14 protein-coding genes and 1 pseudogene are annotated in these 13385 nt (G+C 39.3%); 3 read left to right on the top strand and 12 right to left on the bottom strand.

All coding sequences use genetic code 11. The features are described 5' to 3' along the window. Positions 1–21: 21 nt before the first annotated feature. From IQ224_RS03310 to IQ224_RS03290, 5 genes are all read right to left on the bottom strand, one after another. Complete coding sequence (locus IQ224_RS03310) at positions 22–384, bottom strand: hypothetical protein (RefSeq protein WP_194032541.1); 363 nt, start codon at positions 382–384, stop codon at positions 22–24. A 56-nt stretch (positions 385–440) separates the two neighbouring features. After that, positions 441–929, bottom strand: a complete 489-nt coding sequence (locus tag IQ224_RS03305; RefSeq protein ID WP_194032540.1) for a hypothetical protein — start codon at positions 927–929, stop codon at positions 441–443. 94 nt (positions 930–1023) lie between these two features. Beyond that, a complete protein-coding gene (locus IQ224_RS03300) occupies positions 1024–1503 on the bottom strand; it encodes a hypothetical protein (protein ID WP_036399686.1) in 480 nt (159 codons plus the stop codon). A gap of 204 nt (positions 1504–1707) precedes the next feature. After that, entirely contained in the window at positions 1708–2163 is a 456-nt protein-coding gene (locus IQ224_RS03295) for a hypothetical protein (RefSeq protein ID WP_002741496.1), read from the bottom strand. Positions 2164–2579: 416 nt separating this feature from the next. After that, positions 2580–3665: a hypothetical protein gene (locus IQ224_RS03290; protein WP_194032539.1), complete on the bottom strand. Its 1086-nt coding sequence runs from the start codon at positions 3663–3665 to the stop codon at positions 2580–2582. Between the two features lie 300 nt (positions 3666–3965). On the opposite strand from IQ224_RS03290, the gene IQ224_RS03280 reads away from it, so the two are divergent. Both IQ224_RS03280 and IQ224_RS03275 read left to right on the top strand, forming a co-directional pair. Next, complete coding sequence (locus IQ224_RS03280) at positions 3966–5483, top strand: ATP-binding protein (protein ID WP_194032538.1); 1518 nt, start codon at positions 3966–3968, stop codon at positions 5481–5483. Beyond that, positions 5476–6798, top strand: a complete 1323-nt coding sequence (locus IQ224_RS03275; protein ID WP_194032537.1) for a lipopolysaccharide assembly protein LapB — start codon at positions 5476–5478, stop codon at positions 6796–6798. The genes IQ224_RS03280 and IQ224_RS03275 overlap by 8 nt, the downstream gene beginning before the upstream one ends. Before the next feature lie 109 nt (positions 6799–6907). Here IQ224_RS03275 and IQ224_RS03270 read toward each other — a convergent pair. Next, a pseudogene (locus IQ224_RS03270) lies at positions 6908–7039 on the bottom strand (ISL3 family transposase); the annotation flags it as partial. A gap of 292 nt (positions 7040–7331) precedes the next feature. Here IQ224_RS03270 and IQ224_RS03265 point away from each other — a divergent pair. Continuing rightward, positions 7332–8768 carry an NADP-dependent isocitrate dehydrogenase gene (locus tag IQ224_RS03265; protein ID WP_194032536.1) on the top strand — a complete coding sequence of 479 codons (1437 nt, stop codon included), beginning with the start codon at positions 7332–7334 and terminating at the stop codon, positions 8766–8768. Positions 8769–9211: 443 nt separating this feature from the next. On the opposite strand, the gene IQ224_RS03260 is transcribed toward IQ224_RS03265, so the two are convergent. The 6 genes from IQ224_RS03260 to msrP form a co-directional block, all read right to left on the bottom strand. Continuing rightward, positions 9212–9670, bottom strand: a complete 459-nt coding sequence (locus IQ224_RS03260; protein WP_002741487.1) for a hypothetical protein — start codon at positions 9668–9670, stop codon at positions 9212–9214. 463 nt (positions 9671–10133) lie between these two features. Next, positions 10134–10529 (bottom strand): DUF5615 family PIN-like protein, encoded by a 396-nt coding sequence (locus IQ224_RS03255; RefSeq protein ID WP_002741485.1) that lies wholly within the window; start codon positions 10527–10529, stop codon positions 10134–10136. Beyond that, on the bottom strand, positions 10526–10900 hold the full coding sequence (locus IQ224_RS03250) for a DUF433 domain-containing protein (protein ID WP_002741484.1): 375 nt from the start codon (positions 10898–10900) through the stop codon (positions 10526–10528). Before IQ224_RS03250 ends, IQ224_RS03255 begins: the two co-directional genes overlap by 4 nt. 506 nt (positions 10901–11406) lie before the next feature. Further along, positions 11407–11871, bottom strand: a complete 465-nt coding sequence (locus IQ224_RS03245; protein WP_002741480.1) for a DUF29 domain-containing protein — start codon at positions 11869–11871, stop codon at positions 11407–11409. 16 nt (positions 11872–11887) lie between these two features. Further along, positions 11888–12346, bottom strand: a complete 459-nt coding sequence (locus tag IQ224_RS03240; protein ID WP_002741479.1) for a DUF29 domain-containing protein — start codon at positions 12344–12346, stop codon at positions 11888–11890. A gap of 42 nt (positions 12347–12388) precedes the next feature. Beyond that, positions 12389–13372 carry a protein-methionine-sulfoxide reductase catalytic subunit MsrP gene (gene msrP, locus IQ224_RS03235; RefSeq protein ID WP_194032535.1) on the bottom strand — a complete coding sequence of 328 codons (984 nt, stop codon included), beginning with the start codon at positions 13370–13372 and terminating at the stop codon, positions 12389–12391. Between the last annotated feature and the right edge of the window lie 13 nt (positions 13373–13385).

Below are 13385 nucleotides of genomic sequence, written 5' to 3'. Positions count from 1 at the left end.
AAACCTCTGGGTTATTGTTAATTAATCAACGAGTTGAGGAATAGATAAATCACAGTCATGTAACCACATGGTTGTGCGTGAGGGTTGATAGAAAACTTGCCAAATTTTATTACCTCTATTATTGGTGTCAATAACACCTGTTAATGAGACGACTTGATCAACAATTAAATAACTTCCACGAGTCCCCTTTCTTGCGTCATAAACCCTGCCATCTTGTCGAATAAAATGATTGCTACAATATCCACTCCGATGAGGTTTAACAATAGCTACTACATTACGATAGTTATTTTCTTGATGACGACGCCATGTTTGAGCATTTACTGGTAAGACTAAGCTGGTTAAACTGACAAGACAGGTGATAAAAAATAAATGAGTAGTTTTCATATTTTGTGCTAAATTAATGAAAGAAATATTTGAGGTTGATTAAGACTTTTAGAAGCTTAATGACAAGAAGACATTTGATTCCAATTGGGAGTTAAGGGATCATCGGGTTGAATACACTCTGTCCTCTCTTGAGTTTTTCCATCAGATTGAATAGCAAACTCTATTCTCCAATCTGAGCCACCTGCAACAAACGCAACAACAGCAATATCTTGACAATTAGAAACAATTCTATCGGCATAACTTTTCATTAAAACACGGGAAGCCATAATGTTTGAAACAATCCAACCACTTCTTTGATCACCAGAGGTACCAGTATTATCTAAGTAAGAACTTAATAACAGAATTAATTCATCTTTTCTATTAGTGGGATTCCCCTGATTGGTTACAGTCCCTTTTTCTACTATCACCTTTTTAACCCCTTTAGATTCTATTTCATTGACAATAGAATTAATGGCTGCTTGACAGCGAGATTGAGCTTTAACTGGTAAGCTAAACCCTAGCTGACTCAGAATAAAAATAGATAAGATAAAGTTGATTTTTCTCATAATTTCCAATTCGCAAGATGGTCAATTAATGAAAACATTACTTACTGTTAAGCTTGACTAATTCTTGGTGAATACTAAAAGGTAGAAACTAAGCTTAATGACAATACGTCTGATTCCAATTAGCAGTTAAATTACTACCAGAAGGAATACAATCCCGTAGGCGAGTTTTTCCATCAGATTGAATAGCAAACTCTGGTCCCGACTCTGTCTGATCAACACCGAACATTACAACGGCAATATCTTGACAATTAGAAACTATTCTATCGGCATAACTTTTCATTAAAACACCAGAAGCCATAATGTTTGAAACAATCCTATAACTTCTTGTATCAAGAGATGTATAGCTTTCATTATAAGGGCTTAATGCGAAAATGATTTCATTAGTTCTGTTAGTGGGATTTCTCCTATTAGTTACAGTCCTTTTTGTGAGTATCACCCTTCTAACTCCTTTAGATTCTATTTCATTGACAATAGAATTAATGGTTGCTTGACAGCGAGATTGAGCTTTAACTGGTAAGCTAAACCCTAGCTGACTCAGGAAAAAAATAGATAAGATGAAGTTAATTTTTTTCATGATTTTCAATTCGCAAGATGGTCAATTGCTGAAAACATTACTTACTGTTAAGCTTGACTAATTCTTGGTGAATACTAAAAGCGAGAATCAATGATTCACAGAAAATTTGCAAGACTACATAACAGATAGTTAAATGCTAGGGAGGATTAAAACAGTCCAGTTAACCCCTCTAGCATAATCAGAAAAAAAACAACAAACTGTTTATCAAATATCTGCAATAAGTTGATTTAATTCATTAATCATTTTCTTTGCTTCTGTTCCTTCCCAAGGAACATGAGAATATGCTACAACTCCACCGCCGGTTGAACCAACAGCAATGACGGTCTGAAAAGCACTAATGATATTGGCAACTCCAAGTAGAAGTAATGGGAATCCAAATGATCTAATAGCACTAAAACCAACTAAGAGAAGGATGACGCCAACACATAGAGGCAAGAACTTGAACTCAGTTCTAGTTTTAATACCTGCTATGCTTCTTAATGGATATGTTACTTCATCTTGGCCTATAGGGATAAATAGGAGAACATTGGGTTTTCTGGCGATTAGTCTCTTGTTAGTTAACCAAAAACCTGATTTTAGAAAGAAAAGTATCAAGGAATAGCTAAACTCATACTCCTTCTGAACTGACTCATCTTTTCCTAATGGGGTGTCAAATTGCATCTTAAGCTCCTTTACTTGATGTTTTTTTGAATAATTGTGATGAGTACATAAGTGAAAAGTTACCCTAGATAAAAAAGGTATTTTATATTAAGGCAACGTAAGTTGTTCCCTAACCTTAGTTTGGTTAAAGTGCTAACTCTACCCTATCAGCTACTCAACAAAAGCCAGTCATCCCCTTATTTCTAAGTTTCGGCTGAACAGACCGCATCTGGTATGCCAGTATAGCTTGAGAATAATTTGGGAATCTACCCAAACTGGTATCAATTTAAAATAGCCTCAAACCCTTATAGAGTAAGGAATATGACATCTAAAGCTGAGATTGACTTCGGGACACTTAAGGATATAGCCAATTTTCAGGATAATTTACCTTAAGTTCCCAAAATCTAGTATTTATCGGCAACCTATTAAGCCAGAATTCACACCGCAAACGCTTCCTTTTGTTTATGAAAAATCTGGTCAGCGTTGTGGTACTGATGATTAATCATCCACTGCTCCAGTTCAATGAGATACCATTGACCGGCAAATGTTCCATATTTTAAGCAAACTTTTTCATGATCGTGTAGAGTGTGCTTAAATCCAAAACGTTCTTTATAGAGTGCTTCAATCGTTTCGTCCCCTTTTGGATAAGTCGTGTAGGAAATTTCAGTGTGAGCGATATCATGTTTGTAAGTCAAAATAGCTCGAATCAATTGCTGATAAACAAGATAACTTGTTCCTATTTTGCCAGTTCCCTGTTTATCATACAGAGAGAGACTTTCTCCGATGCTTGTTACATTTTTGGGTAACATCAAATGCTTTCCTGTGTGTTTTCCTTCACAAAATGTTGCCAGTTGACAAGGCAAATAGTAGCCATATTCAGGCAGAGAATAGGTATAACGTGCAACACCGATTACCTGAGAGGGATTCTGTTCAGGATAGGCTAGAAAAATAACCGATTGGTGAGTAAATAAATCGTCGATTTCTTTGCAATAATTTTGTGACTCAGGATAGCGATTCTTGAGAAATAAGAAATAGGATTCAATTTCTGCCAGTGTTTCCGCTTCCTTGACCAGATAACCTTTGACCTTTGGCACATCAAAACAAAGTAAGGCTCTTTTGCAAAGAATCCAGCAGTTGCCAATGTTATTTAATACAATAAATCCAGCACAAGAAAACAGAATCTTCACATATTGCTCAATATCAGGGGTTTGGGATATATCATAGACAAAGAGAAGACCGTTATCCTGTAACATTCTTCGGACAGTCCTTAAAGTGAATAGGGGATCTTTTTGGGTGTAATTTGTGGTCTTTAGCGTTGCAAATGTTTGTGCCGTTAAGTCCTTTTCCTCGTTTGGTTTTAAATCAAGCCAACAAGAAAGTTGCTCATAGTGACGCTCTCGTATTTGACCGCTAAATAAGTGATTGACATCACCTCCATCCGACGACAGTAGCCGCACCGATGTAGATGATAATGAGATAAACTGTTTACCATTGGTTTGGTTGATTATTTGAGAAATAGCCATTTTGCTACCCTTAGGAAGAGGACAACGAGCAATGAGGCTCTCTTCATTGGGAGTAAAGCGATAGAAATCCTTAGATTTCTACGGAGAAGCAAGCAAAACGATGATTTTTGGGCGCAAAAAGCAAAAGAAGCTGGAATTAGAAAGAATTAGAAAGCTTGAATGGCTTCCTATACCTATAATTGAGCAAATAGCTGATATGTACTTAGTCACCTTGAGAGAAAATTTTTCAAAAAATGAGAATTTCTGGGGATAATTGATCAACAATAGAGAAATAAACTTATGTAGATTGAATAGAGAGCAATGAAGTTAAAACTCTCCGTAGCGGGACTTGAGCAAGTCAAAACCCGATGGGCGCAAAAACAAAAAGAAGGCTGGACTAGAAAATACTTATGCACCGAGGCTAGTCAATTTGCCAAACCCGATGGGAATTGGGAGGAAATTTCAAATGACCCAGCCCACACTTATTACTCTTATTACGCCGACAACTGCTCACCAGAGACTTTAGATCATTTTTTGAGGGGTAAAAACATTCAATCGGAAGGTTTTTTCGCCTTTTGTCGAGCTTTGAACATCGACCCTTCAAAAGTCGCAGATCTAGATAATCTTTTGCAAAAACTGACTCAAGATATCGAGCCTATTTGGGTGGGGCGAGAGTCTCTTCAAAGTGATTTACTGGAAAAACTAAGAGGCGATTGTCGCATTGTCGTAATTACAGGAATAACAGGTATTGGGAAAACTGCCCTCGCCTACAAATTGGCCTTAGCTTTGTGTCAAGAAGGGTTTCCTCCTGAACTGCCTATTGATTTTGATGGGTTTAATCAACGGGAGGATCAACAGTCGCAATCAGAAGCACAAAACTTTATCAGCACAGCTATTGATTTACTCAATCGTGGCGATGAACCTGTTACGGCAAAACAAGCAAAAAACCCAGAACAATTATTAACTCAACTGGTTAATCATCTGAGCAATAATCGTCGATTGATTTGGTTTGATTCAATGGAAAATCTTTTACAAGGAGAACAACAAGATGGCAGTAATCGCTTTAAAGACCCCCTCTGGCGAGTCTTTTTTCAAAAGATATTAGAAGCCGAAAATTGTCAGACTCGAATTGTGATAACTTCGCAGGATAAGTCTGAAGATTTTGAAACTTTTAGTCAAGATCAATATTGGCATATTCAGCCATTAATGGGATTAGAGGATCAGGAAAGTTTACAGTTATTTGAACGTTTATTTCAACAAGCAGAAGTCGAATTAATTCTTCATGGACGTAACCTTGCTTACCTTAAAGAGATCGGAAAACTTTATGAAGGACATCCTCTCGCTATCCGCTTAATTTCCGGTGATATTATTGATAGACTGAATGGAGATATCAGCATTTATTATGAGGAGAATAAATCCCGATTTCGACGATTAAGAGAAATGATTGATGAAGCTCAAAAAGCCAATCCTGATGATTATTACAAAGTTAACTTAATGACCAAACAATTACGAAAACAACTGTTAGAGGAGGAAATCGAAAGAACAATAGAGCGACTTGAAAACACTTTTGAAACTGCTTATTTATTGCTTATCTATGGCTCCACTTATTCATCTTTTGAATTTAAAAATGCGTGGTTTGAAAATCTTCAATTATTTTCAGAATACGAGGAACAAGATTTAGACCTAGCTCTTTTTACCTTGTTTAACCGTTATTTAGTAGAAACTCAAAAACAACTGGGATATGAACCACATATCAAACAGCACAGCTTAATTCGCAATGTTGCTTTCAAGCATCTAGTATCTACCCAAAGAAAAGAAGGAAAACCAAATCATGAATGATTTTAAATCTCCTCAATTAAGAGTCAAAGAATATTTCAAAAGTATCGATTTTACTGTTTTTGGAGAACTCGCTCAAGTTAAACAAAAAGGGGAAATTTTAGGAGCGACAGGAAGTCATTTTGAAAAAGCACATTTTGGCGCATTTATCTGGCATTTAATTGGTTATGAACGCCATATTAAGGATAAAATGGGACAGCAGCTCTCTATTCAAGAACGGGCAAGTCGTTATGTGGAAGCATTTCTCTGTCTATGTCGATTAGGTTGGTATAAAGAAGCTAAATCTTTATTTTCTTTACCCTTAGAAATTCATGATCCAACTTCTTTCCCTTTGCACAAACAATTACGCATCTGGGGACGCTATGAAGAGGGCATAAAACTGTGTAAAGAATTATTAGGAAATCTTGACAATGAAACCGATTTTCTCTGTTTAAGTGAACTCGGTTATATGTATCGAGAATTAGGACAATTAGACCAAGCAAAAAATTATGCGGAGAAACTCTTATCCTTAGCCGAGCAATTAAATAATCCTCTTTGGAAAGCAAGAGGAAAAGGAAATATAGCAACAATTGATGGAATAAAAGGGGAATATTTAAGTGCTGAAATAGGACTGAATGAAGTTTTAAATCTAGCCGAGATTATTCCCGATTGTGACGAAAAATTTGAGATTATTAATGCTGCTTATTTAAATCTGGGTAATTGTTATGGTTATCAGGGAAAAATTGACCAGACTATTGCTTGTTTAGAAAAATACTTAAAATGGGCAGAAAAAATTAAAAATCTTATTTATCAAGCAATGGCTTTACGAAATTTAGGAGAAGCATACCGGCGAATCAATGATTTGAATCAAGCTATCGATTATACTCAAAGAAGTCTTAACTTATCTGAGCAAATAACCGATGAAGCAGGAATTATTTTGTCTTTGGGAAATTTAGCCTCAATTTATTGGCAACAAGCAAATTTTCAGGAGTCTGAAAAATACTTTAAGCAACAAAAGAAAAAAGCTTTAGCTATTTCAGATGTAGCAAGTGTTGCCCATGCTTGCGCTGGATTAGGAGAAATTTATAGTATCACTCGAAAGGATGATCTAGCCTATCAATATCTTAACCAAGCTTTAGATATTGCCCTCGATATTGGAGAAAGATATATAGAACTAGAGACTTTAATTGTTTTGGCAGAATTTGAAGAAAAAACCCATGATCTTAAATCAGCTATTAATCACTGGCAACGCGCCTTACATCTTTCTGAAAAATTAAATATTCTCTACCATAAAGAGAACTGTGAACAAAATCTAGAAAGGTTGTTAAACCCCAACTAAGTTGAGACTCGTATTATATACATGACTACCATTCCACGGTTACATTAAGAAAAGTTAATGGGTGTATCCATTAATGGATAAGGGTTTTCGGCTCTTGTAGTATATATATTTGATGGCAATTCGGACATTCAATTGTTTCATTTAAAAGAGCGAGCTTTAAGAAAATTGTCTGAGCAGTTTTTTGATAATTGACCCCTGTTACATTCGGTAAATCGAGGAGTTGATCAAAATTTATCCACATAACCCACCTCCTGTTCTGTGTCACCATTATACCATGCTCACACAGAACCTAGAAAAGCCCAATTTTAGGTAAAGTGTCATCAAATTCCTGCGAATTCTCTTGCCTCATCTCAACAAGCAATTTAAATACGCGGGCAGCTTAAAAGAGTCTTAACTATGGCAGTTATCTTAATGGTGAGGTACGAAGTTGATGCCAGCAAGGGAATCTTTAAGAAATTAGCCAAAATGCCTGAGTATAGATATTGACGGCGCTAGACTGCCAACGTATAGATAAATACTGTTTCTGGAAGCCCATGACTGTGAGCTACGAAAAAATTACCCCACCGACAACAGGCTCGACAATTACTTTTTCTGACGGAAAACCCCTAGTTCCCGATGATCCGATCATTCCCTTCATTCGTGGTGACGGTACGGGAGTCGATATCTGGCCCGCAACCGCAAAAGTTATCGATGCAGCGATCGCCGCCGCCTACGGTGGTCAAAGGAAAATCCATTGGTTTAAAGTCTATGCTGGTGATGAAGCTTGCGAAATCTACGGGACTTATCAATATCTACCCCAAGATACCTTGACAGCGATTAAAGAATATGGTATAGCCATCAAGGGTCCCTTGACCACTCCCATCGGTGGCGGCATTCGTTCCCTGAATGTGGCTCTGCGGCAAATTTTTGACCTTTATGCCTGTGTTCGTCCCTGTCGTTACTATGCGGGAACCCCTTCCCCCCATAAAACCCCGGAAAAACTCGATGTCATCGTCTATCGGGAAAATACCGAGGATATCTATCTCGGCATCGAATGGAAACAAGGCACGGAAATCGCCGATAAACTGATTAATTATCTCAACACCGAACTAATTCCCGCCACTCCCGAACACGGTAAAAAACAAATTCCCCTCGATGCGGGTATCGGGATCAAACCGATTAGTAAGACGGGTTCCCAAAGATTAGTCCGCCGGGCGATCGAACGGGCGCTGACTTTACCGAAACCGAAAAATCAAGTTACGCTTGTCCACAAGGGTAACATTATGAAATATACGGAAGGGGCGTTTCGGGATTGGGGTTATGAATTAGCTAAGAGTGAATTCCGGGATGTGTGCGTTACCGAGATGGAATCATGGATCCTGAGTAATAAGGAGAAAAACCCTGATCTGAGCATCGAAGATAACGCCCGCATGGTAGAACCGGGTTATGATGCCCTCACCGACCAGAAAAAAGCCAAAATCTGCCAAGAAGTGACCAGTGTTCTCGATGCTATCTGGGAAACCCACGGCAATGGGCAATGGAAAGATAAAATTATGGTTAACGATCGCATTGCCGATAGTATCTTCCAACAGATCCAAACCCGTCCCGATGAATACTCGATCCTCGCTACCATGAACCTGAATGGCGATTATCTCTCCGACGCAGCAGCGGCGATCGTCGGTGGTTTAGGGATGGGACCCGGGGCGAATATTGGCGATACTTGCGCTATTTTTGAGGCAACCCACGGCACAGCCCCTAAACACGCTGGTTTAGACCGAATTAACCCCGGTTCGGTGATTCTTTCCGGGGTGATGATGTTGGAATACATGGGATGGCAAGAAGCGGCCGATTTGATTAAAAAAGGCATCGCAGCAGCGATCGCTAATCGACAAGTTACCTACGATTTAGCGCGTCTGATGGAACCCCCCGTTAATCCTCCCCTGAAATGTTCCGAATTTGCCGACGCGATTATCTCCCATTTTGGCGATTAATTTTCTGGTTAGGGTAGCCTGAAAACTGCCCTATTTTTCGGAAAATACCGTCACCCATACTATCTTTATATCACGCCCAAAAGCGTGTTAGTCAGATTAACCCACACCGCACTTTAACCCACAGCTTCAATCAATGGGCATGGTGCGTTCCCCAAAATCGATCGCTGGAGCAGTAGAAGTTGCATTAGGGAACGCACCCTACAAGATCGGCGATCGCACTGCCAGTAGTGTGTAACGGATAATCAACCCCCTTTCCGTAGCTTAGTACTTTATAAAGTCATGCGTTTTATATTGTGCGAACGGAAGATCGATTTAAATCATCTCCGAAAACAAATTTGTTAATTAAGGATAACTTTTTTACAGATGACAACAGGAGTGCAGAAGTAGAATCCATACTATTTAATCCATACTATGTACAAGAAACAGTGCGATATGATCGCTCTTTAGTCAATTGCTCTTACAATCTGCTGTTGAATTAATTTTAGCAAGGATTTTCGGGATTTTTCAATACATACTCTTCTATTTTGACCCCGTTCAAAGCTATCACTGGAAAATAAATGGTTAGACATTTTCCGATAACTACCGCTCCATCTACCATCTTCGAGATTCCTATAGCTTAATTCATAAATAATATAGTCTCCTGCATAATATTGTGTATATGATTGCATCATTATTCTTTCCCCATCGGGGGTAATCAAGGCAATATTACATAAGCCGGGACGCTGTTGTCTTTGTGATAATGCCTCTGATCTTTGTTTTAATTTTTGGTTGAAAGTCTCCTCTTTCTCTTTTCTCTCTCTTTGAGCATCAAGTGATCCTGCTATTGAAGATATAACATCTGGTATTTTCCCAACAGCCATGTTACCTAAAGTCCCGATTAATGAACCGATCAATTCATTCATTTGGTCAAATCCTTAATTCTTTAAAACAAATTTCCGTCTAACTACATATTATACGAAAACTTTCTGCATAAAACTCTCTGGGGTAACGATATGGGTCAAATTTCGGTATATCACTTCATTTAGGCGCAATCGCCAGAACTTTTCCCTATATCACACCCAAAAGCCTGTTAGCCAGATTAGCCTATTGCCAAAAACCTTGTTTAACTAAATTCCTGACAATTAGGCTCATTCTAGCGATGATTACTATATCTGACCGCACCCCTTGACAAAAACTTACAATTATTAGACCTTTAGCGATCGCTATCGGGGGATAGTTGTTTTTTGTTACAGCAGTGGGGAGAAGGGAGCAGGTTTTTCAAGTTGGATTGGGGGTTAATCATACTATTAAAAACCGATTCAGTATAAAGACCCCGTTATGCCGTGTCCCTACAGATAGACTTCAACGGCTCTAGCATTCGGCGCGTCACGGAATGAAAATGCGTCTTGCACCTCGATAGGTATCAATATCAAGCACGATTTCAACAAGACTTTCAACACACCGACCTCGATATTCGGAATCATTCAAAAGCCGATCAGCATTGCTAACGGTGATCACAGGCAATGACTCTGAGGTATTTTCTTCACGCAGAACCTGCTCTAGGGAATCTTTCCCTTCCATACTGCGATTAGCGGTAAGCAAAATCATCTGATTCTCTTGAGCAAGTCGCCAAACCGTCCTGTCATCAATGTTGATCGACAAATCCATCTCTGCAAAGGTGACGAACTGCATCGGGACGATATCAAGCCAGCCCTGAGTTGCGATCGCACCAAAGAAAACCAAGGCATGACCTTTGAGATTGTGATCAATCAAAAAAATCATACTTTCGACTCACGCTTTGCCTTAGCCACTCGAAGCTTTTCCCAAGCAGCCTCGGAGCCTGGCTTAGGTGGTTGCGCAGCAATACGGGCAACTCGCTCACGATTTTGCTCTTCATAATATTGTCGGAGTTCTTCAGCTTCTTTGAGAACTTGCTGGTACTCAGCTTCCACATCCGCACGATGAGCCTCAATATAAGCCAGGGCAGCGTTAATTTGCTCTTCCGTCAGATCAAATAATCCCTGAATGAACTTAGGTGGATATTGAGCAGTCACATAATCCATCACATCGTAGAGGGTGATGCGGGTTCCTGCGATTGTCAGTCCTCGCTCTGTACGAATGATAGCGGTTTGTTTATTTGATGCGAGCGTCATAGCTATAGTCTCAGTCTTTCACCATCTCATTCCATATTACCGCATGAAAAAGCAAGGTGAGCAAACGCCCACCCTGACTACTAATTCGCAAGCTCTTTAATCCTCAACCTAGACTTTCAAAATGTATTTCAGCCTCGTTCCTGCATCTAGCCAGTAGTGAACTCCAATATCTGGCAATTCAGTATCATTTGTGTGAGCATCACCAGGCCCTGTACTACACGATCGGCGATCAAATTTAGACCACAGCTTCAATCAATGGGCATGGTGCGTTCCCCAAAATCGATCGCTGGAGCAGTGGGAGCCATATTAGGGAACGCACCCTACAAGATCGGCGATCTGCTATGCAGTGCCTTCGACATCGCACTGACAATTAGGCTCATTCTAGCGATGATTCTTCGATCTGACCGCACCCCTTGACAAAAACTTACAATTATTCGACCTTTAGCGATCGCTATCGGGGGATAGTTGTTTTTTGTTACAGCAGTATGGAGCAGTCTAACTGATGGCTATATTTCCAGATTATCGCCCGCAGGAAACCAATCTTCATCGAGAATTTGTTCAAGGGAACCAATGGGAATAGCGGGGAAAGTATCGAGGGGGAATTGAGAGCGATCACTGGCATTTTTTCGGGCTGAAAGATAACATTCATCAAAAATTTCCAAAAGATAAGGTTTCAGACTAGGACTATCTTTAAGTTCATCTAATATATCGAGACGAAAAGTTCTAATCTCTCCCTTCCAATGACCTTCGTTTCTCTCTCTTTCTGCCGCCCAATATTTGAGCTTAAGTAAATGTTCTAATAATCGGGTTAACAGACTTTTAATTGTGCGTTTTTCACTCCTCCCCATACTTGCTAATTCCTCCAGTAAATTCTCTAAATCTACCCGCTCAAACTGTCTGGCTTGCAGTTGATTAATAGTAGTTCTAATCCAGAGATAAAAGTCTTGTTCGTACAGGGTTTTATTATCCATAATTTACCTCTATATATTACTCGTGGTCATTAGTAGGGAACCAATCTTCATCGAGAATTTGTTCAAGGGAACCAATGGGAATAACGGGGAAAGTATCGAGGGGTAATTGAGTTCTAACTTGAGCCTCTTTTCTAGAAAATTGATAGCATTCCTCAAAGATTTCGAGAATATAGGGTTTTAAACTAGGGCTATCTTTAATTTCTTCGATTATTTGTCGGCGAAAGTTGATAATTTCCCCTTTCCAATGACCCTCATTTCTTGCTCTTTCTCCTGTCCAGTAAGTTAGTTTCAGCAAATGTACCAGTAATTGAATCAAAAGATTTTCAATTTTGCGCTTTTCACTCCTTCCCATACTTGCTAACTCCTCCAGTAAATTCTCTAAATCTACCCGCTCAAACTGTCTGGCTTGCAGTTGATTAATAGTAGTTCTAATCCAGAGATAAAAGTCTTGTTCGTACAGAGTTTTATTGTCCATAAATACTTCCTTTAAATGAATAAATGGGGATAATCATCAAAATCAACTATACAAACTAGCCACATATTCACCGTAGCCATTATAGGGGAGAGTTTCGATAATTTCCCAAGATAAATCACTTCTACTGCCGATAAATTTCTCCGTTGCTTGCGACCAACGGGGATGGGGTTTACTGGGGTTTACATTAGCCTCAAAATCGTATTCGTGAGCATCAATTGTGTTCCAGTAGGTGGCGGGTTGTTTGGCGGTAAATTCAATTTTTACTATCGATTTTGCCCCTTTAAAACCGTATTTCCAAGGAATAACCATTCGCAAGGGTGCGCCGTGTTGTTTGGGTAAATCATGCCCGAAAATTCCCACGGCAAAGAAAGCTAATTCGTTGGCCATTTCTTCAATTCTTAAACCTTCTGCATAGGGCCAGGGTAAGGCTCCTAAATGTAATCCTGGCCCCTGGGTAATTTCGGGATCATAAAAGGAGGTAAAACGGACGAATTTAGCTTCCGGTTTTGGTTCCACTGCCGCGATTAAAGCACTCATGGGAAACCCTAGCCAAGGTAAGACCATTGACCAAGCTTCCACACAACGAAAACGATAAATTCTTTCTTCGAGAGGAAAGGTTTTTTTAATAGTATCTATATCGTAGGTTTGGGTATTTTTTACCAATCCTCCCACTTCTACCGTCCAGGGATTCGTCGGTAGTTTCTGCGCTTTTAACCAGATATTTTTCCCCCCTCCGAACTCATAAAAATTGTTATATTTCCCCGCTACAGTTTCGGCAACTACGGGACGATTTACCGTTAAAAACTGCGGATTTTTGCTGAACCCTGCAATTTTAGGTAATTGCAAACTTTTTTCTAAAGCTTCCGAGGAGGAGGATTTACCACAAGCAGTTAATAATAGGGAACTCCCCGCAATTCCTGTCCCGATTAACCCCTGTAAAAAGCGACGACGGTTAAAATAAACACTTTCAGAAGTAACTTCATTTTCGGAAATTTGCCAAGATTTAGCCAAACGAATTAAGACCATAATTATCCCCAAT

Origin of the sequence: Microcystis sp. LEGE 00066 (assembly GCF_015207925.1) — a bacterium.
GTDB lineage: Bacteria > Cyanobacteriota > Cyanobacteriia > Cyanobacteriales > Microcystaceae > Microcystis > Microcystis ichthyoblabe_A.
Note: the sequence above shows the minus strand (reverse complement) of the source record. Positions and strands in the feature narration are given on the sequence as shown.

Bases quoted from the DNA above. Each gene is read 5' to 3' on its own strand.
- IQ224_RS03275 (WP_194032537.1), top strand. From the start codon at position 5,476: ATGAATGATTTTAAATCTCCTCAATTAAGAGTCAAAGAATATTTCAAA.
- IQ224_RS03295 (WP_002741496.1), bottom strand. From the start codon at position 2,163: ATGCAATTTGACACCCCATTAGGAAAAGATGAGTCAGTTCAGAAGGAG.
- IQ224_RS03255 (WP_002741485.1), bottom strand. From the start codon at position 10,529: ATGATTTTTTTGATTGATCACAATCTCAAAGGTCATGCCTTGGTTTTC.
- IQ224_RS03240 (WP_002741479.1), bottom strand. From the start codon at position 12,346: ATGGACAATAAAACTCTGTACGAACAAGACTTTTATCTCTGGATTAGA.
- IQ224_RS03250 (WP_002741484.1), bottom strand. From the start codon at position 10,900: ATGACGCTCGCATCAAATAAACAAACCGCTATCATTCGTACAGAGCGA.
- msrP (WP_194032535.1), bottom strand. From the start codon at position 13,372: ATGGTCTTAATTCGTTTGGCTAAATCTTGGCAAATTTCCGAAAATGAA.
- IQ224_RS03310 (WP_194032541.1), bottom strand. From the start codon at position 384: ATGAAAACTACTCATTTATTTTTTATCACCTGTCTTGTCAGTTTAACC.
- IQ224_RS03265 (WP_194032536.1), top strand. From the start codon at position 7,332: ATGACTGTGAGCTACGAAAAAATTACCCCACCGACAACAGGCTCGACA.
- IQ224_RS03300 (WP_036399686.1), bottom strand. From the start codon at position 1,503: ATGAAAAAAATTAACTTCATCTTATCTATTTTTTTCCTGAGTCAGCTA.
- IQ224_RS03260 (WP_002741487.1), bottom strand. From the start codon at position 9,670: ATGAATGAATTGATCGGTTCATTAATCGGGACTTTAGGTAACATGGCT.
- IQ224_RS03290 (WP_194032539.1), bottom strand. From the start codon at position 3,665: ATGGCTATTTCTCAAATAATCAACCAAACCAATGGTAAACAGTTTATC.
- IQ224_RS03245 (WP_002741480.1), bottom strand. From the start codon at position 11,871: ATGGATAATAAAACCCTGTACGAACAAGACTTTTATCTCTGGATTAGA.
- IQ224_RS03280 (WP_194032538.1), top strand. From the start codon at position 3,966: ATGAAGTTAAAACTCTCCGTAGCGGGACTTGAGCAAGTCAAAACCCGA.
- IQ224_RS03305 (WP_194032540.1), bottom strand. From the start codon at position 929: ATGAGAAAAATCAACTTTATCTTATCTATTTTTATTCTGAGTCAGCTA.